Raw genomic sequence first — 24,320 nt, forward strand, 5'->3', positions numbered from 1 at the left:
GGCACTTTAATTAAAGCGAGTTGCGTGCCAACTTTAACGATTGTTTTTTTATTTCAATTAAATCAATGGTTTATGGTTTTTTTTTGGCTGTAAAAAGATAGGGGTAAACTGTTAGCGTCATAATAATGGCACTAAAGTCTAATATACGAAGGTTGAAAGGGAAGGGTTTTGCCTCAGCTTGCCGTTTAAGAGGAACTAAAGGGACAATTAACTCCTCTTAAAGCATGGCGGTAACTTTTAGAACTGTGTATTGCCTAAAAGCGTGTGTAGCTTTTGATTTTCAGCCAGCAGCTTTTCAAAGCGTTCTGCATTTAACGGTCGGCTGTATAGAAAGCCTTGCAGCATTTCACAGTCGTAGCGGCGTAGTATGTCTAACTGAGACTCTTCTTCTACACCCTCTGCTACAACTTTAAGACCCAGATTGTGGGCGATATTGATAATTGCCGCGGCCATGTGTCTGTCTACATTACTTTTTGCAATGTCATCAATGAATGCTTTATCAATTTTCAGCGTGTTTAGAGGGAAGCGTTTTAAATACGCCAGCGATGAATAGCCGGTACCAAAGTCATCCAAGGCTAAATGAATGCCGCGCTCACGCAAGCGCGTCATCATTTGAAGGCCGTTTTCTGGGCTCTCCATCAGCGTGCCTTCGGTAATTTCACATTCAAGATGAAGCGGCGAAAGACCTACATCACTTAATATTTTATTTATTCTGTCATCTAAATCTGGCAATTCGAATTGCTTGGCCGATATATTCACGGCAACACGGCCGCTAAACAAGCCTTGATTTACCCAGCGTTTGGTATCAGCACAGGCTTTGCGAAGTACCTGCTCACCAATTTCAATAATCTGACCGGTTTGCTCTGCCAACGGAATAAATTGCCCCGGGCTTACAATGCCTTTTTGTGGGTGTTCGAAACGTACCAATGCTTCCATGCTAACTAATTTTCCAGAAGCAATGTCCACTTTGGGTTGATAGTACACAGTAAACAGATCATCTTTAATGCCTTGGCGGATCAGGTTTTCAATTTGCAGTTGCCTAACCGCATTTTGATTCATTTCACCACTGAAAAACTGATAGCTATTGCCGCCGTTATTCTTAGCAAAATACATGGCTGTATCGGCATTTTTAAGCATTTCTTGTGGGGATTCACCATCGTCAGGATAAAAAGCAATGCCAATACTTGCGCCTAGCACAAACTCCTGTTTGTTGATGATAAAGGGGCGCGATAAGGTGTCTAACAAGCTTTGTGCATAATGGGTAACCGTATGAATATCGGCGTTATCTTCCATTAAAATACTGAACTCATCGCCACCTAGGCGGTAACAGGTTGCATTGCGACCTGTAATTCTCTGCAGCCGCTTGGCAATTTGTTTAATTAAAATATCACCGGTTTGGTGGCCAAGTGAGTCGTTTATCTTCTTGAAGTTATCCATATCCAAGCACAGCAAAGAATGGGCGCTGGATTTACGCACTAAGTTCTGGTGGCTTGCCTGAAAGAAAGAACGATTGGGGAGTTCGGTTAATGGATCTATGTTCGCGAGCTTTAGTAGCTCTTTTTCTGTGCTCTTACGAGATGTAATATCGCTGAAAACGCCAACAAAATGACTGATCTTACCGTCTTCATCATGCACGGCATCAATATTAAGCTCCATTTCGTAGCGTTCACCGTTCACACGTACGCTCTCTACTTCACCTGACCAGTTTCCCTTAGACTTAAGGGTTTTCTTAATTTCTTCTGTGAATGCATCTGGGTACAGGTGAAAATGCATATAGCTGGCAAGGGCCTGGTCACGAGTTTCGCCGGTATAGCTGCAGTATGCATTATTAACGCTTATAAATTTGAATTGGGTATTGGTTATAAATACCCCTTCTGAAATGTTTTCTATTGAACGCTTAAACAGGTTCAGCTGTTCTTCAGCTTCTTTTAAATGATGAATATTTTTAAGCGTACCAGTCATTCGCACCGGCTGATCATTATGGTCGCGCTCTACTACTTTTCCGCGGTCAAGGATCCATATCCACTGGTTTTTAAAGGTTTTAGCACGGTAAGCAAGCTCATAGAAATCACTGTTGCCTTCTAAATGCTCTCTTAGTGCTGATTTAACACGAGTAATGTCGTTAGGGTGAATGTTGGCATCATAAGCGCCTGTAGTGCGTATATCGTCTTGAGGGAAATCTAACGTACCCCAAGTGTTCGCTCGGTATACCTGGCCTCGATAGACATCCCAGTCCCACAGTTCATCACCTGAACTCCAAAGCGTAAGTTTTAACCTTTCTTCTGATTCTTTAATGGCAAGTTGATTTGCTTTTCTTATTTGGTACTGGCGTAAAATAAAGGCAAAAATAGCCAAGGCAATTAAACAGTAAAAAACAAGGGCGACTGTGTGAAGCCATGGTGGTCGTGTTACTTCAATAGAGAGTCCTCTGCTTTGTGACCAATCTTTTCTAGGCTCTTTAGCTTGAACTTCAAATAAATATTTACCAAAACCTACGTTATTAAATTGAGCGGTTTTTGATGAATCTTGACCGACGTAAATCCAGTCATCATCATATCCATTTAATCTATAGCGATAAAAAACTTGATTTGGATAAATTGGATTTACTAACTCGAATGAGAGGCTAAATCTTGACTCGTCGTAAGCAAGAACTTTATCAGTTGCATGGTTGATATTTTCTGTAAGCAGAAAACTATTAAGATCCTCAACATCTCTCTTTTGGTCCTTATTCTTACGAATGCCAAAAATACTAAACTCAGATAATTGAGGGGGGAGTGTGGTTAATGGACTTTCATCTCCCTCAGAACTTGATTTGGTTATTCTATTGAAGCCTTTATTTCCTCCAAAATAAATCGAATTATTGGAAGCTGCTAAAACAGCGCCTTCTCCCATTGAATTATATTCAAGTTCAAAGTTAGGAATAGTGGTCTCTTCTCTCATAGATGGTAAGTGAATTTGGTGTACACCAATCTCATCAGAGTACCAAATGCTGTTCCCATCTCCGAGTGTGGAAGTTATTATTCCATTCTGGTTATCATTTCTGGGCTGTTTGTTATTAATGGAAAAGTTAATTTTATCTAGAGAAATAATGCCGTTTGATCTCGTCGTTAACCAATAAAAATCGCTGGTTTCGTACACTCCATATACGGTAGAAAATATACCGTCTGATAATTCTATTGTTTTGAAAATTTTGTCGTTTTTTCTCGAGTAAATGACTACCTTATGGTTGTTTCTCAACCAGAGCCTCTGTTCGGAGTCAGTAAATATAGGTATTAACCTTTCTCCTAATTGTTCATCAGAAAGTGAGGCTATTTTAATTCCATCCTCACTGGCTACAGAATTAATATCAATTGACAGGGTACCCTCTGAGTCAACCCAAACCCAAGCAGTATCACTATCAATATGAACACGATCAATAAATTTACCCTCGAACAAATGAGTAACGAGTTGAGGCTCACCGTCATAAAACTTAAATACTAGAAGACCGTTTGATGAAGCGATCCAAAACAACTGATTTGAATCTATTTTTAAATCCCAAAAGCTTATGGGATAATCAAAACCTTTATGCAGGTCATAAAATTCTACATCTCTGAGTCCATCTTGAATTTTTCCCAACCCTCTTGTCTGGGAAACTAGAAATATATCTTTGCTTTCAGATTCAGCGAGCGCCCAAACAGCAGTATGATTGTCTATCGATATTCGCTCAGAATTATATGTCGGTTTAAAGTAAACACTCGCATATTCAGGGTGATATCTAAACGCGCCCTGTTTAAAAGTTGCAGCCCACACAGAACCTGTCCGATCTTCTACTGTTTTTAAAATAATAGCGGATGGAAGACCTGTTGAATCATAGGTGTCAGAATTAAGATGTAAGTAGTTGAGTGTGTCATTATGTAAGAATGAGCTTTGAGTCACGTCTTCAAGTATATAGAGACCCGAAGTGGTACTCATCCAAAGGTTATCATCAATTAGTTCTATCGATAGAGTATTGATATCTCCACTCGAATCTAGTGATGAGCCATCAATTTCCTTAATGACTTTTCCATTGGCACCAATTACTTTGACTCCGTTTTCGGTGGCAAGCCAATAATTCCCATTTATAACTTTCAAATCGTGGAGCGCTACCAGATCTATTGAAATTCCAAAAGGGTTCACTTTAGATATATCGAAAACTTGGTTATCTTCTTTGTCAATGAATCTAGCACCTAGATTCTTGGACCCTATCCATGTTCTGTTTGTCTCGTCAAAAATAACCTTTATAAGAGTTTCACTTTCAAAGATTTGTGAAACAACTCGTATTGAGGATGTTCCCTTGGGAATTCTGTAGAGAAATTTTCGGTCAGTAAATAATATATCGCCTTCGGTTGACTCACCTATTGCAGTTATATGATTGGTTTTTATCGCAGAATTTTCACTATTAAAAACCACGAAGTTATCCGTTTTCGGAATATATTTTGCTAAACCTTCATGTGTTCCTATCCATAATTGCCCATTTGAATCTAAAAATAAATCTTGAATAAAGCCTGGTGGGATTGACGAGTCGTCTGAATCTGATGGATAGTATTTTTTTATTGTGTCTCCAGAGTAACGATTTAGCCCTGCTGTAGTTGCTAACCAAATGTAACCCTTATCATCCTCGACGATATCAAGAACAGAATTATCTGATAGACCATGGCGACGGTTTAATTCTTTAAAATGAAGATCGGAAACTTCTATCGCCTTTGCGGAAGAAAATAAAATTTCTGACAAAGCCAACGAAAGAAGCATCATTGAGTAAATTAGGGTTGAGCGCACCTATACACCTTTGGCATACGCCATTTATTATTTTTCTATTTTTTACTGGCAGCATCCCTAACAACCAGAATAATAAATATGCCGAATTAACCGAGCCTCTACAAGGACTTTTTAGAAATAGTAGGGATGATGGGTTACTTATTAGGCAACTTCAGTTTTATTCAGCGTCTATTTATCGACACCTTGGTCAAAAACTTGACGTTTTTGTGAGAGCCAAGATGCTGTTTAAAGGCTATTTTATATAGGGTATTAGCAAGGTGTTGAAAGTTATATGAAAAATATTGAAGCCCGCGAGGTGAACTGAATAATTTATTGTCTGTGAACAGAACATTAAGCTGCCGCAAGTAAGTCGCCGCGAACTACCAGAGTAAGTAGCTAGTAATAAGGGATTTCCTGTTTGAAGTGAGAAATACTGTTTATTGTTCGTTTTCCATGTGTCGAGATTGGTTCGAACTTTCCTCTTGAAAACAGAACCAGTTCGCCGCAACGTTCACGTTTAGCGAGTTGATGCGCAAAATCTTGAATTTCTTCAAAACTCAGCTCTTTTACTCTCTCAGCTAGCTTTACATTTCTGTTAAACCCTAAATCCTGAGTACCTAAACTTACCCATAGTCGCTGAGACTTCATAGAAAGCGTTAGGTCTCGCTCTTCTAATTGCTTTATGAGGTTTTGTTGAATAGTTGGCCAGTAGAAGCGATAGAATTCAATTTCATTTAATTGCTGGAACAAAAAGTCAGTCATAGCATCTAGCAAATGTTTGGGACTGCACTGCGGACTTTGGATGTAAAAAGCCATACCAGGGTGCTGGTTATGGGGAACGTAGCCAGTTCCGACGATATAACCCAGTTGCTGCTCTGTCCGCAATGAATTGAAAAAAGGTGCGGCAAGCATTTGCTCTAAAACCATGCACAGCGCGGTATCGGTTAAGCCTGGGGAGGGAGCTTGAAGATAAAGCACTACCGCTGAATCGTCGTGATTACATAGTACTTCGTGATAAAGCGTTCCGCCCACCGGAAGTTTAGATACAGCACGTGAAAGCGGGCCACCACCTGCATTGTCACACTGCTTTTGTAGCGCAGAAGAGAAGGCTTTTGCATCTTCACTAGCCCAGTTTCCGTGCATAAATGCTTCAATGAAATAGTGTTCAAAAGCACGGGTTCTAAAGTTAAGCATTTGCTCGTAAGAGATATTGTCTATCACATCTAAAAGTTCTACCGGCGCTTGGGTATTACGTTGAATTAGCACGCTTAATCGAGAAAATAACCGGTTAGTTGGCTTGTTTAAAAGAGAGTTTTGAAGACTTTGAAGCTGAAGTGCTTTGTGATGTTCAAACGCCCTTTCGTCTGGCACAAATTCAAGTACGGCATCGAGTAGCTGGTTTGCCAGCAAGGTTTGCTGGTTAGTAAAGCCTCGGGTATGAAGCGTAAAACCAGCTTGATGGCCGTAAATGCGATAGTGTAGCCCAGCTATTTCAGCGCGATAATATTTCGCCTGCAGGTAATCGTTTAGTGCACCAAGCCAGATGCGTTTGGCGGCAACAGACAGTAAGGAGTCAGAAAATTTCGCAACGTCAAAAGAGATATAGATATCGCCTTTAGGGCTATGGAACTGCTGGTCTTGTGCAAACCAGAACCGATATCCGCCTGTATCCACTAATTTGTTGGGAATATTAAACCCAGTTTCAGGCAATATAAGGCTGAATTCACTTGCGAGATAGGGGTTAGGCGGAGGAAGACTTAGTTCAGCAATTTCTGAAGGTGATGCAAGTTCACTAAGTAGTGCAGTATCAATTTTTTCTACGCTATATTCCGCTTCGTAGAACGCACAGACTTGCGTAGTTTTTACGTCTTTGGAGATTACTTTAAGACGAATATTATCTGGTGTAAAAAACGATAGGGCATGCTCAATGACTTCTTTGTTATAGCTTCCAATAGTAGAGCGTAGTTTGCTTAATTCGTCCTGAGCAAATACAAACTGGTGTTGTGCATATTCAGCGACCAAGCTTAATGGTTTTATATTCTCTTCATATTCAAGGGCTAGCGTATTTAACTTCGACTTTTCGTGAAAACGCCAATCTTCGTGAGATGCATCTCTGATTAATGAAATATAGCTAAATAGCGCCTCTAATACGCGATTTTTATTATCAAGTCCGTTTTGAGTCAGCTGAAAGCTTACATTGAAGTCTTTGAACTTGTCTCCCTCTATACCTGAACCGGCAATCAGGTTTAAAGCCCAGTCTTTTTCTTTAAGATAAGCAAGTAAACTGCCTTCACCCTCATCCCCAATTAAATGGCTGATGTAATTTAGCGGTTTTGTTTTGTAGTCATTTTGTAAAGCGGGTAGGGCAAATGTCACTATCATCCGCTTAGCTGACTGTAACGGGTGAATGTTTATTTGTATTCCTAGTTCATCGTCAGTGTAAAGCGCTGGCCAGTCATCAGCAGCCAACACTCCTTGTGGCATGCTGCCGAAACATTGCATCACCAATGCTTCAAGTTGAGCTAAAGGCATAGCGCTCGCAATGCACAAACACATATTTTTGGCACAATAATAAGTTTGATGAAGTGTTTTAAGGCGCTGTTTAAGCGCTGTGCAATCATGTTGAGAAAAGGTATCGCTATTGCCTACTGAAAATTTAGCGAAGGGATGCTGCGGATTGCAGGTTTCTTTGTGAATTTGATAAAGGCGACGAAGGTCGTCTTTCTTTTTAAATTCAAATTCGGCGTGAATATTTTTAATTTCGTTAGTCAGCGCTTCGTCGTCAAATAAAGGCTGCCTGAGCATATCTGCAAATGCGGGCAAGGTTTGCGCAATGGCGTCGCCACTACAGTTAAAATGGTAGTTTGCATATTCGGTGCCCGTCCAAGCGTTTATCGTCCCCCCATGCTGCTCAACAAAACCGTTGATAGCATTAGGTTTAGGTAAATGACGGCTGCCCATAAACAGCATATGTTCTAGAAGATGTGCTAACCCTTGGCAATCGTTCGGGTCATAAAAATGTCCGGCTCTTACCGCCATTGAAACAAACGATTCACTCGCTTCTGGCGTGTGACATAACATGGCACGCAACCCATTGGGTAAAGTAACGTGATGTGCGTTTTCTAAGTTTATGGTGTTATTCACATTGTCTCATATTAGTCAAAGGCACCTTACTGCTGGAGCATCTATTAAGATAATCTTCACAAAACATTAAATAATGGTCGAAAATTCTAATTATTCACGGTTTAGCGCTAGGCGTAGAATCAGCTCTCTGATATCGTTAGCGTACTTTCATTAATACTATGCGCAATGTTATGTCAGGTCAAAGTAGCAACGACGACATTTATCTTTTCATTATGCGTCACGGTGAAGCAGAAGCACCTCGACTCGATGACAAAAGTAGGCAGCTTACGTCACTAGGGCGAGAGCAATCTAAGTCAGCGGCACTGTGGTTGAAAGAGCAGTATTGCGCCCAGGGTATTGTCGATTTAGCACTTGTTAGCCCTTACCGTCGGGCTAAACAAACCCACGACATGGTATCGCTAGACATCGTAGCAAACAAAGTGGAAAGTAATGAAGACATCGTTCCAGAAGGCTCACCACGATTGGTGAGTGACTATATCGACGGACTTCTCCACGCTGCCATCAATTCTAAAAAGCCTATCAAGAAGCTTCTTGTAGTTAGTCATATGCCCTTAGTTAGCTATCTTGTTGATGAACTATGCCAGTCATACACTACAAGTTTGTTTTCTACAGCATCAATTGCAGTTATCAAGTATTCATTAAAAGAACACAAAGGCACGCTAGTTACGCACTATCAAGGCCTTTAATCTTGTAACTTGTTCTTACGCTATTCAATAAAAACTGAACAATTAATAGTTAAGTATATTTCTTTTCAGTCGATAGACTCTTTGAGAGTGTCAAAGTTTATTCTATTGAAGGGTTGGGAAATGGATAGCAAATCTATTCCTGAGCTCCTTAAGCGTTCATTGCAATCGCATATGGCGGAGGCTGATTTACGTGAAGATGAGGAGACGCAGGATATTATTGCCAAACTATCTGAATTGTCGGATAAGGTCGCTGCTGCGAAAGCTAGAGCGCTGGCAAATCGAGCGCAGCGTCTAGCTGATGACGCAAAAGGTTAGTTGATTTAGCCGACAGGTGAGTCAACCAACAAAATGCTTAGTGGTCGTTATTAGACTCTCTAGGTGCAACATAGTATTCAGGCATGATCCTGACGGTCTTTATCATGCTTTCAGAAATGTCTACAATTTCCAACGGATAACCCGCTAAGCGCACGCTTACTTTGTTCTCAGGAATATCTTCGAGATACTCAAGCAATAAACCATTAAGGGTTTTAGGGCCCTCTGTGGGCAAGTTCCAATCCATTTCTCGGTTTAATTCACGGACGTTGGCACTACCATCAACCAATACCGAACCGTCTTGCTGGACGTGTGCTTCTTTACTGTGATCTGGAACCATACTGGTTGTAAAGTCACCGATAATCTCTTCAAGAATATCTTCTAACGTCACTAGACCCATGATGTCGCCATACTCATCAACAACCAAAGCAATGCGCTCTTTTTCCGCTTGGAACTTGTACATCAAGGTATGCAGCGGCGTAGATTCGGGAGTGTAGTAAATTTCTCGAACTGCGCGAAGCAAGCTCGACTTAGTAAACTGATCTTTTGATAAAAGGCGCAGTGCGTCGCGCACGTGCACGAAGCCCACCGCATCATCAACACTGTCGCGGTACAATAAAACGCGGGTGTGCTGAGCATGGGTCAATGCTTTTTGAATTTTTTTCCAGTCGTCGTTTATGTCGATGGCAAAAATTTCGGCGCGCGGCACCATGATATCTTCGGCCGTTACGCTTTCTAAGTCCAAAATGCTAACTAGCATATCTTGGTGTCGCTTAGGGATCATCGCCCCAGCTTCGAAAACCACGGTTCTTAACTCTTCTCGACTTAACGAGTCGTCACTTCCACTTGCAGGACTAATTCTTAGCAAAGCGAGAATGCCGTTTGTAATACCGTTAATCGCTGCCACAAAAGGGTACAACAAGGTAAGTAGTGGAAGCAGAATGATGGAGCTTGGGAATGCCACTTTTTCTGGATAGAGAGCCGCCAGTGTTTTCGGCGTTACTTCTGCAAAAATAAGTAAGACCAGCGTTAAGCCAAACGTAGCAGCAAACAGCCCCCAATAGTCGCCGAATAAACGAATACAAAGTATGGTTGCAAGCGAGGACGCTGCAATATTAACTAAGTTGTTTCCTATAAGGATAAGGCCGATAAGGCGATCGGGGCGTTCTAAAAGTTTAGCAACACGTATAGCTGAGCGGTTGCCTTCTCCTTGCAAGTGCTTAAGTCGATAACGGTTTATCGACATCATGCCGGTTTCTGAACTAGAGAAATACGCAGATAGTAATATGAGTACGCCGAGCGCGATAAACAGCGTACTCGTTGATATGTCGTCCAATTAATGGGTTCCTGTCTTAACTTAGGCTTCAAATGTATTGATTTGAGGTCCGAGTTTCAAGGGAAAATTGCCAATGTCCTTCTAATTAATTAGAAAATACTAACATGTGATCAGCGCCGCAGAGCAATGCTCGGCGGCCAACGTAGCAGAGGATAAATTGCATTTTAAAGAAGAAATTCGCGAACTAACTTGCTACCAAAATAGGCGAGAGACAATAGCGTAACACCCAGTACCGTCATCACAATAACCTGACGTCCGCGCCAACCTCGAAGTTTCTGGCCTATTAAAAGAATAAGAAAAACCACGAGTGCGGCCGCTGATAGCACCGTTTTATGCGCGTAAGTTTTGTTAAACATATCTTCTAGAAAAACAAACCCGCTAATAAGTGAGACAATTAGTAGACAAGTGCCAGCAAGCAATAGCTTAAACAAAATATTTTCTACAAGCATTAAAGGCGGTAACGATGAATGCAGTAACGCTGCACCTTTTTGTTTTAATCGGTACGTAATGTACGACATTTGAAGCGCGTAGAGGAAGGCGATGACCAAAGTACAGTAGGCAAATAATGATAAACTGATATGGATAACCAAGCCTGGCTGTAGCTCAATATGCATAATGTACGACACAGGAATAAACTGTGATGCAAGTACCGTAAGGCTTGCAAAACCAAACACTACAGGAAGTAGAATAAGATTGGGGATGGCACGGGCAAAAATAAGCATGGAAACGGTGATTATCCACGACACTAATGACAGCACGTTGGTTACACTCATGTCTTGCCCAGGCGCGACAATAATAACCTTGGTGAGAAAAGCGATATGTGCAATTGCCCCAAGACTAGCGATAGATAGCCCTAATCGCTTATTCGGGCCATCTTGGTGTACGAATTTGCCAATAAGTACTGCCGCAGCTAAAGCGTAGAGTAAAGCAGCAGATATGGCGAAAAGGGTGTTCATGATGCGTCCTGTAATAGGTAGGTGATGTCTTCACCGACTGAGTCGGTATTGATACTGCAACTTGCAAGTAAATTCAACCATCTCCTTGATTTTGTTTGTTTCACACCCACTTTTAGTGGGGGTATAGAGTCATGGATAGTTAATTTTTACTTTATGTTTAATTCGAAATTTATACATCAAAGTTCGACAGCCCTTAGCGAAAAAGTTTAAAAATTTAACCGCAATTGTGGGTACGTTACCGTTCGCTTTTACGTTACAATGCGGGCATTACGTCTGAAATAAAAAGAAGTTTCATACTATGTTTGAGAATTTATCAGAACGCTTAGGCCAGACATTACGAAATGTCAGCGGTAAAGGGCGTCTTACTGAAGACAATATTAAAGAAACGCTACGCGAAGTGCGCATGGCGCTGCTTGAAGCCGACGTAGCGCTGCCTGTCGTAAAAGCGTTCGTTGCGCAGGTAAAAGAGCGTGCAGTTGGTACCGAAGTTACCAAGAGCCTAAAGCCTGGCCAAGTATTTATTAAAATAGTTCAGTCTGAATTAGAGTCTGTGATGGGGGAGGCGAATGAAAAGCTGAACCTTGCAACTCAACCTCCAGCTGTTGTGCTTATGGCGGGCTTACAAGGTGCGGGTAAAACCACGTCTGTAGGTAAACTTGCCAAATACTTAACCGAGCGCGAGAAAAAGAAAGTGATGGTAGTGAGTGCCGACGTATACCGTCCGGCCGCTATCAAGCAGCTTGAAACACTCGCCGGTGAAGTGAACGTAGCTTTCCATCCGTCAACGATTTTACAAAAGCCCATTGATATCGTTAACGACGCTATTGTTGAAGCGAAGAAAAATTTCTTCGACGTTCTACTAGTAGATACCGCGGGTCGTTTGCATGTCGATAACGACATGATGGACGAAATTAAAGAGCTTCACGCTGCAGTTAAGCCAATTGAAACCCTGTTCGTGGTTGATGCCATGACCGGTCAGGACGCTGCGAATACGGCAAAGGCGTTTAACGACGCGCTACCGCTAACCGGTGTAATACTGACCAAAGCAGATGGTGATGCACGAGGTGGTGCTGCACTGTCGGTTCGTCACATCACGGGTAAACCTATCAAGTTTATCGGTATGGGCGAAAAGGTTGATGCACTTGAGCCTTTCCACCCTGAGCGTATTGCGTCTCGTATCTTGGGCATGGGCGACGTACTTAGCCTTATCGAAGAGGTTGAGCGTAAAGTCGATAAGTCGAAAGCGGAAAAGCTGGCCAAGAAGGTACAGAAAGGAAAAGGCTTCGACCTGCAAGACTTTAAAGATCAGCTTGAGCAAATGAAGAACATGGGCGGCATGATGGGAATGCTTGATAAGCTTCCTGGCATGGGCGGTATGTCTGATAAAATCAAAGATCAGGCAAACGACAAGCAGTTTAACCAAATGGAAGCCATCATTAATTCGATGACACCAGCTGAACGTGCGCGCCCAGATATGATTAAAGGGTCGCGTAAGCGCCGTATAGCAGCCGGCTCAGGTACGCAAATTCAAGACGTAAACCGTTTACTTAAGCAGTTTACGCAAATGCAGAAAATGATGAAGAAGATGTCTGGCGGCGGCATGAAGAAGATGATGCGTCAGATGAAAGGCATGATGCCTCCGGGTGGCGGTTTTGGAGGCCCAGGTGGTCCAGGCGGCCCGGGTGGATTCGGCGGCCCTGGCGGATTTGGTGGAGGCGGTGGCTTCCCACCACGTTAAAAGACTGTCGCATTACTTAACAATGCTTAAAAACCTCAATTGCAGCAATGCATTGAGGTTTTTTTATTTTTTTGCATCCAGTATCACTCATCAGTCGTTTGGCTTGTTGAACAGGACGTGAGCAGTACTTATCGCATTGTGCGTTTAAGAAACGTCTCTTCGCGAATCAACAAGTACGGAGATGAAGATGGAATTCAATAAAACATCACAGCAAAAATTAAAATTGTCACTGTTGGCGACGGCAATGGTTCTCGCGCTAAGTGCCTGCGATGGTGACGATGGGACAGACGGCCTAAATGGTGTTGATGGAACAGATGGCGCACCGGGTCAAGATGGATCCCCAGGCTTTGCGTCTGCGACATTCTTGGTCGCAAATAATGGCGATGACAACCGCAATACGGTTACTTCGATTGACCAAAACGCAAATGTTTTATCTACGGTAACTACAGGAGCCAATGAGGGAATTGTATTCACGCAAAGCGGAAGTCTGGTACAAGCCGGCGACAGTGATTTACCGTTATTAAGAACGCTTTGTAATTTTGAAGCACAAGCCGACTACATGATGAATGCAGGGCACGAGATAACGGGCGCAACTACGGGCCTTGTTAACCCGAAAGGTATAGCATTTGCTGAAAATGCTGGCTTAGTTATGGTGGCTGACTTTAATGGTCAAAAAGTTAGTGTATTCGGTGGTCAAGCAGCAGGCAATGTTGCACCCATTGCAGAAATAATGACCTCAGCAAAACCATGGGATGTGGCCTATGACGAACAAAGCGATAGGTTGTTTGTTGCACTGACCGATGGGACACTCGCGCTTTACGATAATGTCGCTGGTTCTGATTTTGCGCCCACAGTTATGCGTTCAGTGGTGCCTTCAGATGCAGACGGAAACCAAATATCGATTAATCTGCACGGTATTGTCTATGAGCCTATGTCTAATCGTATGTTGTTATCTGACGTAGGTGACGCTGCTATTGCTGATGATGGTCAAATTTTTGTTTTGGAAAATATTTCATCAGCTGATGGTGCTGTGGTACCAAGCAGAGTGATTGGCGGCGCATCGACCCAGCTTGGTAATCCGGTAGACATTGTTCTAACGGGTTCTGATCTTCGTGTGGCGGAAAAGTCCAATGACGCTATTTTAGTGTTTTCAAACATATTCAACGGCGCTAGTGGCGACGTTGCACCAACGCTATCAACGCCTTCAGTAAAACCAGAGTCGTTGGCCGAGTTAACTCAGCTGAACGAGATGAAAGACGCATCGGACGATGGCATAACTACCATGCCTATTATGGGCCTTTCGGTATCAAGTAATCCTGCAAGCGAAGGTGCAACCACGGGGCAAGTAGCGCAATATAGCGCTGTACTTTCCAGTGAGCTAAGCACTTTTGATGCAGGTATTAGTATTGAGAGTGCCGCTTTCACGGCAAGTGGCGATGGTGTCATCACCTTTGATGATGTGGATAGCTCAACAGGTGGCTTACTAGTAATCAACCGCTTGAAAACTATGCGCGATGGAATGACGTACAGCGATAGCTACGACCACATGATTATGGGGAGCGATACCGGACTGATTGCACCGAAAGGGCTAGACATCGCCTCTGAAGCCGGTGTGGTATTTGTGGCTGATGTTAACGAAGCTACACCTGCCGTTCGCGTATTTTCGCCTTGTGCGTCAGGCAATGTTGCGCCTCTATTAACACTTGAAGCGGCCAACGGGGCGCGCCCTTGGGATGTGGATTACGACCCATCAACTGATAGTGCGTATCTGGCGTTAACTAACGGTTCGGTTGCCGTGTTTGAAGAGGTGATGCGCAAAATGGAAAGCGGTGAAACCGTAATTACGGGTGAAGACAGGCTGATTGTTCCTGCAAGTGGTGGGACAGCATTTGCCGCGCCAACCAATATTCACGGCATAGACTATGATAGCCAAAGCGATAGCTTGGTCATATCTGATGTAGGTAGCGCAGCAGACGCTACCGACGGAAAACTATATGTAATCCCTGGCGCAGGCAATGCTAATGGCATAACTGATGTATCCGTGAATATTGCAGGACCGAACTCGATGTTGGGTAACCCGGTTGACTTGATGCTTAGCAATGGTCATGTATATGTTGCTGAAAAATCAAATGGCATGATCCTACGCTTTGATAATATCTTAAATGTAACCTCGGGCGATATCGCACCCACTTTCAGCATGATGTATCCCGCTCCAGAGTCGGTAAACGTGTTAACTGTAGACTAAGAAAGCTATTTGTAATTGGGACGCTTTTAAAGCGTCCCTTTCCTAATCGCGAAATCCGCAAATTTAACCCGTTCTTCTTGTTGGCGTAACTTGTCGATTTCAGCGGTAGAGCGGTAAATTCCCCACTTAGGGCGCACAAAATCATCGCTAGACACCCCACGCCACATGTCTATGTTTGTCTCATTAATGTCGACGATAATTGCGCTGTCGCGAAGACGCGTTATTTGCATCACGAAGCTGCCTTCTTCGGCGAATGTGGCTTGTACAAATACTTTCACCCACTCATCGGCAATGTCATTGAAGTTTGTTCGTATCAAATAAACGTCGCTCGTACTAGAACCGTCAGCATTAAAGCCCACACTGTGCCTTACTTGAAGTTCTTTACCTGAACTATCTTTTTCAACAGCGGAAAGTGTAATGACTGGCTGATCATCGTTGCCGTTAGTATTGTCTTCAGTATCGTTTCGCGCTTTAAGTTGAAAGAAATGACTAAATTTGCTGGTTAACGACATCTCGCTTGAAATGTGGAAATACCACTCAAATTGCATGGTCTCACCCTCAAAGCCAAGCACTTCATTATCGCTCTTGTCATACGTTTTAATTTCGTTGCGCTGACGGTCGGATTTAACGCCTTTATTGAAGTCTTCATCGCGATGGGCCAAAAACACAAAATGTGGTCCCACGGTACTATCTGTTTCTTCTAAAATGTGGGCTGTGTCAGTGTGATCCCCTTCAAATAAGTCTGGGGCTTCTATACTCCCTTCGCCGAACACACGTTCTATTGACGCATAGGTTTCGCTAGCGCTGTCTGTTCCTGTAGCAATAAGCGTTACTTCAGAAGTAACGGTAAATGCTTCTTGCTCAGCGGGGTCTTCATTTGTATCTCCATCACCTTGCGAATCAGGTAGTGAAACCGCTTCAGGCGGCGTAGGGCTCTGAGTGCTGCCTCCACATGCAGATATGGCTGTAATCACCAACGCAATTAAGAAGAAGTACAAAAGCACTTTTAGGGTTTCATGTAGGATGTTTTCGCTATTATTTTTTGTAGACACGGTTTATGCCAATTGTTTTAAATTGGTTAATAAGATGTTTTAAAATTGGTTAACCAGCAAGTGTAAAATATGACTTGTTGCAAAATAATTTCGACGTATCGTTTTATCGATGTGATGCGTATCAAATTCTATCTTGAATAAACGATAGATATTTTGACCTCAACAGCACGCTTTATAACCAACAAATCACCGCGCATCTGTGCAAATTCGTGAATTCATAATACACTGACGGGCTACATCGTGCGCATGTGCTCGCTTTCTTTCAGGTAGGCAACTTTTACCTATCAAAGCAGGTACAGTTTTGTGCTGTGTGAGCGTTCACGCGGCAGAGTTATTGATACAGGAACACTATGGCAGGCTTAAAACGTATTATTCTTATCGACACGCATTTACCAGGCGTAGTCGAGCTAAAGCTTGATGGACACACCAATATTTGTGGTACCAATGCGTCGGGTAAAACCACGCTTCAACGACTTATTCCCGTGTTTTACGGCGAGTACCCAAGTCGCGTGGTACCGGCAACCCGTGACAGCTTTGAACGCTGGTATTTGCCTCGTTTGTCTAGCTTTATTATTTATGAATACACGCGTGCTGAAGGTGACCTGTGCCAAGCAGTGTTAAGCTCAAATGGTACGGGCGTAAATTACCGTTTAATCGGCAAGCCATTTGAAATCAGTGACTACTTGATAGAGCAAAAGAACGGCAAACACGCCAGTGTAAGCAGCGCCGAGCTTGCACGTGCCATGAAGCGTAACAACATATTGGTTACGAGCTTACTTAATACGAAAGACTTCCGCGCAATCATCCAAAACGACCACGGTGTGCTTAACCAGAGTAACAATGCCCGTGAGCTATTAGGCTACGCCAAAATCTTTAGCCTCTGCGAACCGTCGAAACACATGCGCCACATCGAGAAACTGGCTAAAGCGGTTCACTCTAAAGAAGGCAAGATGGAAACCATCAAGGCCATGATTGCCGCCATTTTAGAAGAGGATGGCGTTACGCCACCTACTTCAGGCCTAAGCCGCCACCGCGTCGATGACTGGATTAAAGAATGTCATTTAATTAAACAATTCGACAAAATTCGCCCTGAGTTTTCTAAACTCGAACAAGCTGACATGGCGCTAACCACAACAGAGCAAGTGCTTGCTAACCTTAAGCATAGCTTCGAGCTTGATAAGACCTACTTGGCTGCGCGCGTTGAAACAACAAAGAATGAACTGGATGAGAATAGCTTCCAGCGCAAACAAACGGACAGCGAGTGGGGTGATACCCGAGATCACCTAAACCAGGTAATTTCATCTGCTCGCGCTGATGTTGAGAAGTTCACCAGTGAACTTGATACGGTAGAGCGTGAATTCGAAAAGTGGCAAGACCAAAATATTGAGCAGCTTAAAGAAGATGTGGCAAATCTAGCGCAGTGGCAAAATGAAAAGGCCATGGCCGATAGTCGCTATGTACTGCTTACTGAAAAACACCAAGATATTGAGTCGGCCTACAATAAGCGCTTGGCTGAGCTAGGTGAAAAGCTGTCAATTACCCTGGAAGAAATGTCAGCCGCACGCCAAGAAGCCGCAGAGAATAAAGCTGAGCAGCAGCAGAGCGAGCGTGAAGCATTAAGTCGCATTCAGAGCGACTACAATAGCCAGCTAAACGCGCTTCAGAACGATTATCAAAATAGTTTGAATGAGCTAAAAGTTGCTGAAGCTGAACTAAAAGCTTCACTAAGTAACGCAGGCTACAACGAGTTTGAACAATCTCAGCTAGATATTCTTGATGCGGCCATTAAGGAAGCATCTATCAATGAAGATACAGCGCGGGGTGAGCTGCGACAAGCGCAGCAGGCGCACAGTAAATCAGTTGAGTTTCGCAAAGAATGTTCAAATGCCTTAGATAAGGCACGCAACGCCTTTCAACAAGAAGAAAAAGCGGTTAACAAAATTAATGCGCTTCTTTACCCAGGCGAAGGCTCGCTACTTGAGTTCTTGCGCGCCAACGTCGATGACTGGGAGTTATCCTTAGGTAAAGTTGTTCGCCCTGAGCTACTAGAGCGCACTGATTTAGCACCTGCTATGGGAAAGGAAGCACAAGGCGACAGCGATACCTTTATGGGCGTTAAGTTAGCGCTTACTGAACTTGATACCCCAGATTACGCTTTTACCGAGCAAGCGCTTAAGCAGCAGCTGCAAGAAGCTGAAATTCGTCAAGCCGCTGCCCTTGCTGCGCAGAACGAATGCGAACAGCGCCTAGCGAAAGCGAACGAAGATGTGCGCAACGCCGAGCTTGTGGTTACTCAAAAAGACAACGCCGTTAAAAGTGCCGAAGCCAGCCGTAAACGTGCACAGCAAGACCGCGATACGGTACTTAGCGAATATCAGCAGGCGCTTTCTGCACGTAAGCAAAAAGCCAAAACTAAGCTTGAAGCGAATCAGCAGTCGCAAAAGCAAGCGAAGGCACAATTTGAACTTAGTCGTGACGAAATCAAAGATCAGCAGCGCGAAGCGGAAACCGAACACAAGTTCCATTGGCAGCAGCTTATCGCTGACAGTGAAGCACGTATATCTCAGCTTGATAGCGACATGCGTAAGGCGAAAGACAACGCTGCACAAGACCGCAAAGATATGCAGAGTTGGCTGGAAAGCGAATTAAGTAATCGCGGCGTGGATGTTGATGAAATAGGTCAGCTTAAAAAGCAAATCAATAAGCTTAAAGAAGACATTACGCGCACTGAAACCCACCGTCATAAAGTAGCCGACTACGAGCGTTGGTACACTAACGTGTTCACCAAGCAAAAAGTGGTATGGCAGGAAGGCTTGTCTAAGTCGCGTAAGTTATTGGGCGAATCTGAGCGTAACTTAGCCAGCAAACAAGCAACCTATAAAGCTAATCGCGAACAGCTTCAAGAGCAGCACGGGCAGCTTGAAACTACGCTTAAAACTGCCAGTGAGCACCTAGAACAGGTTAAAACCTTAAGTAAATCTCTTGCCAAGCTTACGCTTCAAGCGGGTGATGAAACGGCTGAAATTAAGCATGACGATGTAAGTATTGGTCAGCGTATCTCAGAAGTGCAAAGCCAGCTTCAAGAGCGCGAAAATTTATTAAGCGATATTCGCGCCTATGTAGAAAGATTCGACCAGCTTATTGCCGCGCAAGCGGGTACAGGGCTATCTGATACGTGGGAGCGCGCCCGTGAAGAGTGTGCAACGCTGAACGCCCACGGCGTGAAGAGCTTTGATCATCGACGTATGGTGTCGCATTTAGCACAGCTTCTAAACGTGATTGTTCCGCAGAAGCTACAGGGCTTGCGTGAGCAAGGCCGTATCTTTGGTGCCGATCTTTCGCAATACTACTTTGTACTTGCCGATATCGACAAACGCATTGTGTCGCAAAGCCGCCGTATTACCCAAGAGGTCGACGGCGACCTTTCTCTTGATGGTGTATCAGACTCGGCTGTTAAAATTCGCTCACGTATTAGTGAACTTGAATTCTGGCCCGAACTTGAGCAATTCAGAAAGCTCTATGAGCACTGGATGGAAGAGGGGGCTAACGAGTTACCAGAGGAAGAGTACGGTCAAAGTATGCGCCGGGTTCTTGATATTCTTGGCCGTGCAGCGCTCACGGGCGGCATTAGCAAGCTACTTGATATCGAGCTACACCTTCGTGAGGGTAAAAGTGACCTTGTTATTCGTACCGACCGTCAGCTTAACGAGTCATCAAGCCACGGTATGGCCTACCTAATTTTGTGTAAATTCTTACTCGCTTTCACCCGTCTGCTGCGCGGCGATGCTGACGCCACAGTGCATTGGCCTATCGATGAACTAGGTACACTTCACCAAAACAACGTGAAGAAAATCTTTGAAGCGTGTCAAAACAATAACATTAGTGTAGTCGGCGCATTCCCTAACCCAGAGTCAGAAGTATTGACGCTGTTTGAAAACCGCTACTTGATAGATAAGGTAACCCGCCAACTGCAGGTGGTTCAGCCCAAAGCAAGTTCTATAGGGGCGCGCATTAAACAGAAAAAAGAAGCAGAAAAGAACGGTGAAGTAGTAGGCAAGGAGACATCAGCATGATGACAGAACAAGGCCGTGTACTGAGTGCACTTTTACAAGGCGCGTTTATTTGTCAGGTGACCGATGAAGAAGCGTGGCGTTTTCTTAAATCAAGAGACAACGCTGCGCAGTTAGAACCTCATTTAGCGTTATTGAATCGTACATTATCGACCACCGCTGAGGGTGACGTATTCTTTGCCAGCTTCCTCACGATTGGTGAGAACGAGCGCAAAGTGCTTACACAGCAGTTCCAAGATACAGCATCTAACCTAGTGCCTCTGGTAGAGTGGTTGTTGCTAGTTCAGCAAGCTAATGAATCTGATATGCCCATTACCATGGGCAGCGCTATTCGATTAAACGAGCTGCAAACTACCATTGAAGATACGCCCGCCTATGCTGAGCAGTTAGAGAAAATATCGCGCTATCGCATGTTTGGTTCTACCAGTGTGAATTTGGATGGTCAGCTAAAGCAGGTGTTTAAACGCTTAACTGAAATGGGTTATCTGATTAAGCCAAACCCAGATAAACAGATTTATTTGGGCACTGGCAAAATTGAACACCTTTACGAAATGCTACGTTTCATTGATGAAACTGAAGCGCTGAGTTTATCTGAGCAGGCGGAGGCCGCTATTTCGCAAGGTAGCTTGATATGAGCCAGGTGTTAATTCAGGCAGGAACTAAACTATTAAACGCATTGGGTCGTCACAGCGACCTGATTATGCAGGCGTACATTAATGGTTCAGTAAAAGAGCGGGATCACAGCCCTAAGGTGTTGGAACAGCTTGTTCAACTAGGCGTCTTATGGCGTCCGGAAGCGCAAAGCGAACTGCGTTTGAAAAGCGCGGTGAGAACCCTTTTAGAGGGGAGCTTACAAGACGAGCGCAACCGAACTATCAACGCCAATATTGGTGCGTCGCTGGCAAGCCTTAAAACCCTAACCGAGCACTATAAAGAAGCCCTTCATTACAACAAGTACAATGAAGCGGCAGCCCACATGGGCGATTTAACCGAGCATGTCTATCAACTTTCAGAATCATTGAGTAATAGCGTACGTGTCATGTTTGGCCGTATTAACAATGAGTTTGGCTACGTGTCTTCGGTTGACGCTAAAATTCGCGAAAATGAGCTAGCGCAAGGACAGGTAACCGATTTACTTGCCCAGCTTGAGTGTTTCCGCTTCGATGAGTTAAGTGAACTGGCGGGTTCTAACCGTGAACTTCGTCACTTGCTGGTAGTGTCCCTGCAACAGCGCTTTGCCAAGGCCGCACAGGAGTTATCAGTAGTACAAGCACGCTTATTAGACTTGTTGGGTCGGTTTAGAGAGTTCCAAGGTCGAACTCGCTTGCTTAAAGGCTTCTTGCTACACATGGAGCAGCAGCCGGATTTTGCGCCGGGTAACTACGCCAACCTGACTAACGTACCTGTGTTGTTTAATCAATCGGACACGATTATTGCTAACGCAGCACCAGACGTGAACAACGTTGAGCATGAAGCCGATTATCAAAATATTGTGGCGTCGTTAACCCACGTACACAAACGTCAGACTAAGCACGAAGACACGAAGCCAGTCGATATTGATGTGGCTGAGCAATCAACCTTGTCGCTTGAAAAAGATCCTTTGCAGCAAGCGGTAGAAGCGTATTTCTGTGAAGTCATCGATTCGGGCCAGCCTAAAACGGCGCTGGATTACTTTGAAGAACAGGCTTTAGACTTTGACCCTGAAGTGTGGATTTATCAGGTAATTGGTGGATATCAAGCCCTAAACGATGAAGATAAGCAGTTTTTTGCATTAGAATCCCATGGTAATAACGATAAAGTCTATACGGGCAATTTCTATATTAACGATATCACCTTGGGCTTGCGTTAACGTAACTTCTTAATCTTACCCATTGCTTATCAAGGTAAGTCTGGCCCACGTTTATTAAGGGTGTGCCAGACTTTCTTACATCGCTAGTTGTTCAAATCTAAACAAAAGCTACTGCCTTTTTTAATCCATGTTTACATCATAGTCACACTAGATTTTGAGATGTATGACACTTGGAACCTGTCAAAAAACACCTATAATACAATAGGTGTTTACACTTATTTAACATAGTGAACTAAAATCTTCATCGCTGCGTAATGTTACCGTCAATTCTGTGGTCTACATTGTTGGTCCTGTGAAGCCTTGGAACCAAAGTAAAGGTTTACAGGTCCTATTGCAGTTAATCAGCGGCTAAAGTGTTTTCGATGTTTAATAGCGCAATGTAGACACTGAAAATTATCGCTACTGCTAGGATGCAGAGCATGTTGTGGTACTGCCGCGTACAGTACGAAGAGGAAGAGTGTTATGCAATTATCAGAACAACAAAGTTTTAACCAAGCCCTTATCAAGCTTTCAGTTTTACTTTATCAAGTCGATGGAATGGTCACGCTGTCTGAACAAGACTACCTGAATGCAATGGTCGAGTCTTTAGACTGGCAAAGTCCAATCTGCCGCGAAGCATTTCTTAACGATACTATCTACCAAACCCGAAAGGCCATCGACACCGGTGATGCTATTACGTTTTTACGCAGCTTAAAACATGACTTGTCGTTTGATGCTGAGAAAACACTAGAAGTGGCGATGGCGATCACAGGCGTTGATGGCGAGCGTAGCGAGGAAGAAACCGAGCTTCTATCATTACTTACCCATAAACTACTCGCCAAGGCATTAGTTTCGGGTAAAGATACACTTCAATAATTGCTTTTAATTTCCATAAGCCTACACGTTAACAATGCCAAATTTTACCTTTAAAGCAGCGCATGCATGTGCTGCTTCCCTCGCGCTGTTCTTGTTAAGCGGCTGTCATTCGTCGCACAGCTCGCAGTTCAGTGCTAGTGCACAGGCTTTTCCGGTGGGAGTGCAGCCTTTCGATAATTACTTAAATGAAGTTGAAAGTTACCTGCAGGAACATAGAGCGTTTATTTCTAACAACAAAACTCAAGAAATATTCATGAATATGCCGTTTGAATGCGGCACGCAATACCGTGATATTGGCGTTTTGCTAGTTCATGGATTAGGCGATTCACCTTACTTTTTCCGTGATGTTGCGAACGCCATGTGCAATGAAGGTATTCACGTAAGAACCATTTTGTTGCCGGGCCATGGCTCAAAACCCGGAGACATGCTAAACGTTACTTATCAGCAGTGGCAGACAGAAACGAATCATCACATACGGCTATTTTCTAAGGAAGTAGATAATCTCTACATTGGTGGCTTTTCTACGGGCGCTAATTTGACCACAATAGCAAGCTTTTCAATGGCTGAAGAGCTCGATATTAAAGGGCTCATGCATTTTTCACCAGCCTTTAAGTCACGCTTCTTTGTGTCCCGTTTAGCGCCCTATATCGATTCATTATTTCCTTGGCCCAATGTCGAAGAAGAAGATAACCCAAGCCGCTATAACTCCACTGCAATGCCGGGCTTCGCAGCTTATCAAGAAAGCGTAAATGTGCTTCAAGATTTGTTTACGCGCTCTGATAAAGAAGAACGAACATTGAATCTACCTGTACTTATGGTGGTGGCAGAAAAAGACAGCGTGGTAGATACTGCCATTATAGCTGAACAATTTAGAGACAATTTTACTCATCCACACAAGTGTTTATTGTGGCAGGGCCAGGATGAACCCGATGTACCTGAAAATACACTCATTATGCAAACCATGACGATCCCAGAGCAGCGGATTAGCGCAGCCTCTCACATGAGTACACTTTTTTCAGATAAGAACCCGCTATATGGTACTGCGAGTGACTTCCGCATATGTGATAACGGGCAAGGTAGTGACGCTGAAGCGCGCTGCAAAGCGGGAGAGGAAGTGTGGTACGGACCGTGGGGATTTAAGCCTGGTAACGCTGAAGAAAATTTAGCAAACAGTGAGCAAGACCGCGTGTACGCAAGGCTAACCTACAACCCTTACTTTGATAGGATGGTCGATCAACTGCTGGCCTTTACTGGTAAAGCCAAAGTCAAAGCGTTCTGTAAAACCTACTAGGGCAATTATCTAT

General features: G+C 43.7%; 14 protein-coding genes. 9 read left to right on the top strand and 5 right to left on the bottom strand.

The window, feature by feature from the left end; all coding sequences use genetic code 11:
• Positions 1–237 precede the first annotated feature (237 nt).
• Complete coding sequence (locus tag E5672_RS03285) at positions 238–4,794, bottom strand: EAL domain-containing protein (protein ID WP_136780894.1); 4,557 nt, start codon at positions 4,792–4,794, stop codon at positions 238–240.
• 375 nt (positions 4,795–5,169) lie between these two features.
• Entirely contained in the window at positions 5,170–7,917 is a 2,748-nt protein-coding gene (locus E5672_RS03290; protein WP_136780895.1) for an insulinase family protein, read from the bottom strand.
• Positions 7,918–8,087: 170 nt separating this feature from the next.
• Here E5672_RS03290 and sixA point away from each other — a divergent pair, with 170 nt between their 5' ends.
• Positions 8,088–8,603: a phosphohistidine phosphatase SixA gene (gene sixA / locus E5672_RS03295; protein ID WP_240692141.1), complete on the top strand. Its 516-nt coding sequence runs from the start codon at positions 8,088–8,090 to the stop codon at positions 8,601–8,603.
• Between the two features lie 120 nt (positions 8,604–8,723).
• Positions 8,724–8,918: a hypothetical protein gene (locus tag E5672_RS03300; protein ID WP_136780897.1), complete on the top strand. Its 195-nt coding sequence runs from the start codon at positions 8,724–8,726 to the stop codon at positions 8,916–8,918.
• 37 nt (positions 8,919–8,955) lie between these two features.
• On the opposite strand, the gene E5672_RS03305 is transcribed toward E5672_RS03300, so the two are convergent.
• On the bottom strand, positions 8,956–10,251 hold the full coding sequence (locus tag E5672_RS03305; protein WP_136780898.1) for an HlyC/CorC family transporter: 1,296 nt from the start codon (positions 10,249–10,251) through the stop codon (positions 8,956–8,958).
• A 164-nt stretch (positions 10,252–10,415) separates the two neighbouring features.
• A complete protein-coding gene (locus E5672_RS03310; RefSeq protein WP_136780899.1) occupies positions 10,416–11,207 on the bottom strand; it encodes a cytochrome C assembly family protein in 792 nt (263 codons plus the stop codon).
• Between the two features lie 298 nt (positions 11,208–11,505).
• On the opposite strand from E5672_RS03310, the gene ffh reads away from it, so the two are divergent.
• Positions 11,506–12,945: a signal recognition particle protein gene (gene ffh, locus E5672_RS03315; protein WP_014948819.1), complete on the top strand. Its 1,440-nt coding sequence runs from the start codon at positions 11,506–11,508 to the stop codon at positions 12,943–12,945.
• 187 nt (positions 12,946–13,132) lie between these two features.
• Positions 13,133–15,190, top strand: coding sequence for a YncE family protein (locus tag E5672_RS03320; RefSeq protein WP_136780900.1), 2,058 nt, complete (start codon positions 13,133–13,135; stop codon positions 15,188–15,190).
• A 26-nt stretch (positions 15,191–15,216) separates the two neighbouring features.
• Here E5672_RS03320 and E5672_RS03325 read toward each other — a convergent pair whose 3' ends face one another.
• A complete protein-coding gene (locus E5672_RS03325; protein WP_240692142.1) occupies positions 15,217–16,242 on the bottom strand; it encodes a hypothetical protein in 1,026 nt (341 codons plus the stop codon).
• A gap of 350 nt (positions 16,243–16,592) precedes the next feature.
• Here E5672_RS03325 and E5672_RS03330 point away from each other — a divergent pair, with 350 nt between their 5' ends.
• From E5672_RS03330 to E5672_RS03350, 5 genes are all read left to right on the top strand, one after another.
• Positions 16,593–20,315 (top strand): ATP-binding protein, encoded by a 3,723-nt coding sequence (locus E5672_RS03330; protein WP_136780901.1) that lies wholly within the window; start codon positions 16,593–16,595, stop codon positions 20,313–20,315.
• Positions 20,312–20,947: a condensin complex protein MksE gene (locus E5672_RS03335; protein WP_014978725.1), complete on the top strand. Its 636-nt coding sequence runs from the start codon at positions 20,312–20,314 to the stop codon at positions 20,945–20,947. The genes E5672_RS03330 and E5672_RS03335 overlap by 4 nt, the downstream gene beginning before the upstream one ends.
• Entirely contained in the window at positions 20,944–22,161 is a 1,218-nt protein-coding gene (locus E5672_RS03340; protein ID WP_136780902.1) for a phosphoenolpyruvate carboxylase, read from the top strand. Before E5672_RS03335 ends, E5672_RS03340 begins: the two co-directional genes overlap by 4 nt.
• Positions 22,162–22,623: 462 nt before the next feature.
• Positions 22,624–23,016 (top strand): TerB family tellurite resistance protein, encoded by a 393-nt coding sequence (locus E5672_RS03345; RefSeq protein WP_014948825.1) that lies wholly within the window; start codon positions 22,624–22,626, stop codon positions 23,014–23,016.
• A gap of 253 nt (positions 23,017–23,269) precedes the next feature.
• Entirely contained in the window at positions 23,270–24,307 is a 1,038-nt protein-coding gene (locus E5672_RS03350; RefSeq protein ID WP_240692143.1) for an alpha/beta hydrolase, read from the top strand.
• Positions 24,308–24,320 lie beyond the last annotated feature (13 nt).

The organism is Alteromonas portus (assembly GCF_005117025.1).
Classification (GTDB): domain Bacteria; phylum Pseudomonadota; class Gammaproteobacteria; order Enterobacterales; family Alteromonadaceae; genus Alteromonas; species Alteromonas portus.

Coding starts and splice junctions, on each gene's coding strand:
- sixA (WP_240692141.1), top strand. CDS start 8,088: ATGTCAGGTCAAAGTAGCAACGACGACATTTATCTTTTCATTATGCGT.
- E5672_RS03300 (WP_136780897.1), top strand. CDS start 8,724: ATGGATAGCAAATCTATTCCTGAGCTCCTTAAGCGTTCATTGCAATCG.
- E5672_RS03310 (WP_136780899.1), bottom strand. CDS start 11,207: ATGAACACCCTTTTCGCCATATCTGCTGCTTTACTCTACGCTTTAGCT.
- ffh (WP_014948819.1), top strand. CDS start 11,506: ATGTTTGAGAATTTATCAGAACGCTTAGGCCAGACATTACGAAATGTC.
- E5672_RS03320 (WP_136780900.1), top strand. CDS start 13,133: ATGGAATTCAATAAAACATCACAGCAAAAATTAAAATTGTCACTGTTG.
- E5672_RS03330 (WP_136780901.1), top strand. CDS start 16,593: ATGGCAGGCTTAAAACGTATTATTCTTATCGACACGCATTTACCAGGC.
- E5672_RS03335 (WP_014978725.1), top strand. CDS start 20,312: ATGATGACAGAACAAGGCCGTGTACTGAGTGCACTTTTACAAGGCGCG.
- E5672_RS03340 (WP_136780902.1), top strand. CDS start 20,944: ATGAGCCAGGTGTTAATTCAGGCAGGAACTAAACTATTAAACGCATTG.
- E5672_RS03345 (WP_014948825.1), top strand. CDS start 22,624: ATGCAATTATCAGAACAACAAAGTTTTAACCAAGCCCTTATCAAGCTT.
- E5672_RS03350 (WP_240692143.1), top strand. CDS start 23,270: ATGAATATGCCGTTTGAATGCGGCACGCAATACCGTGATATTGGCGTT.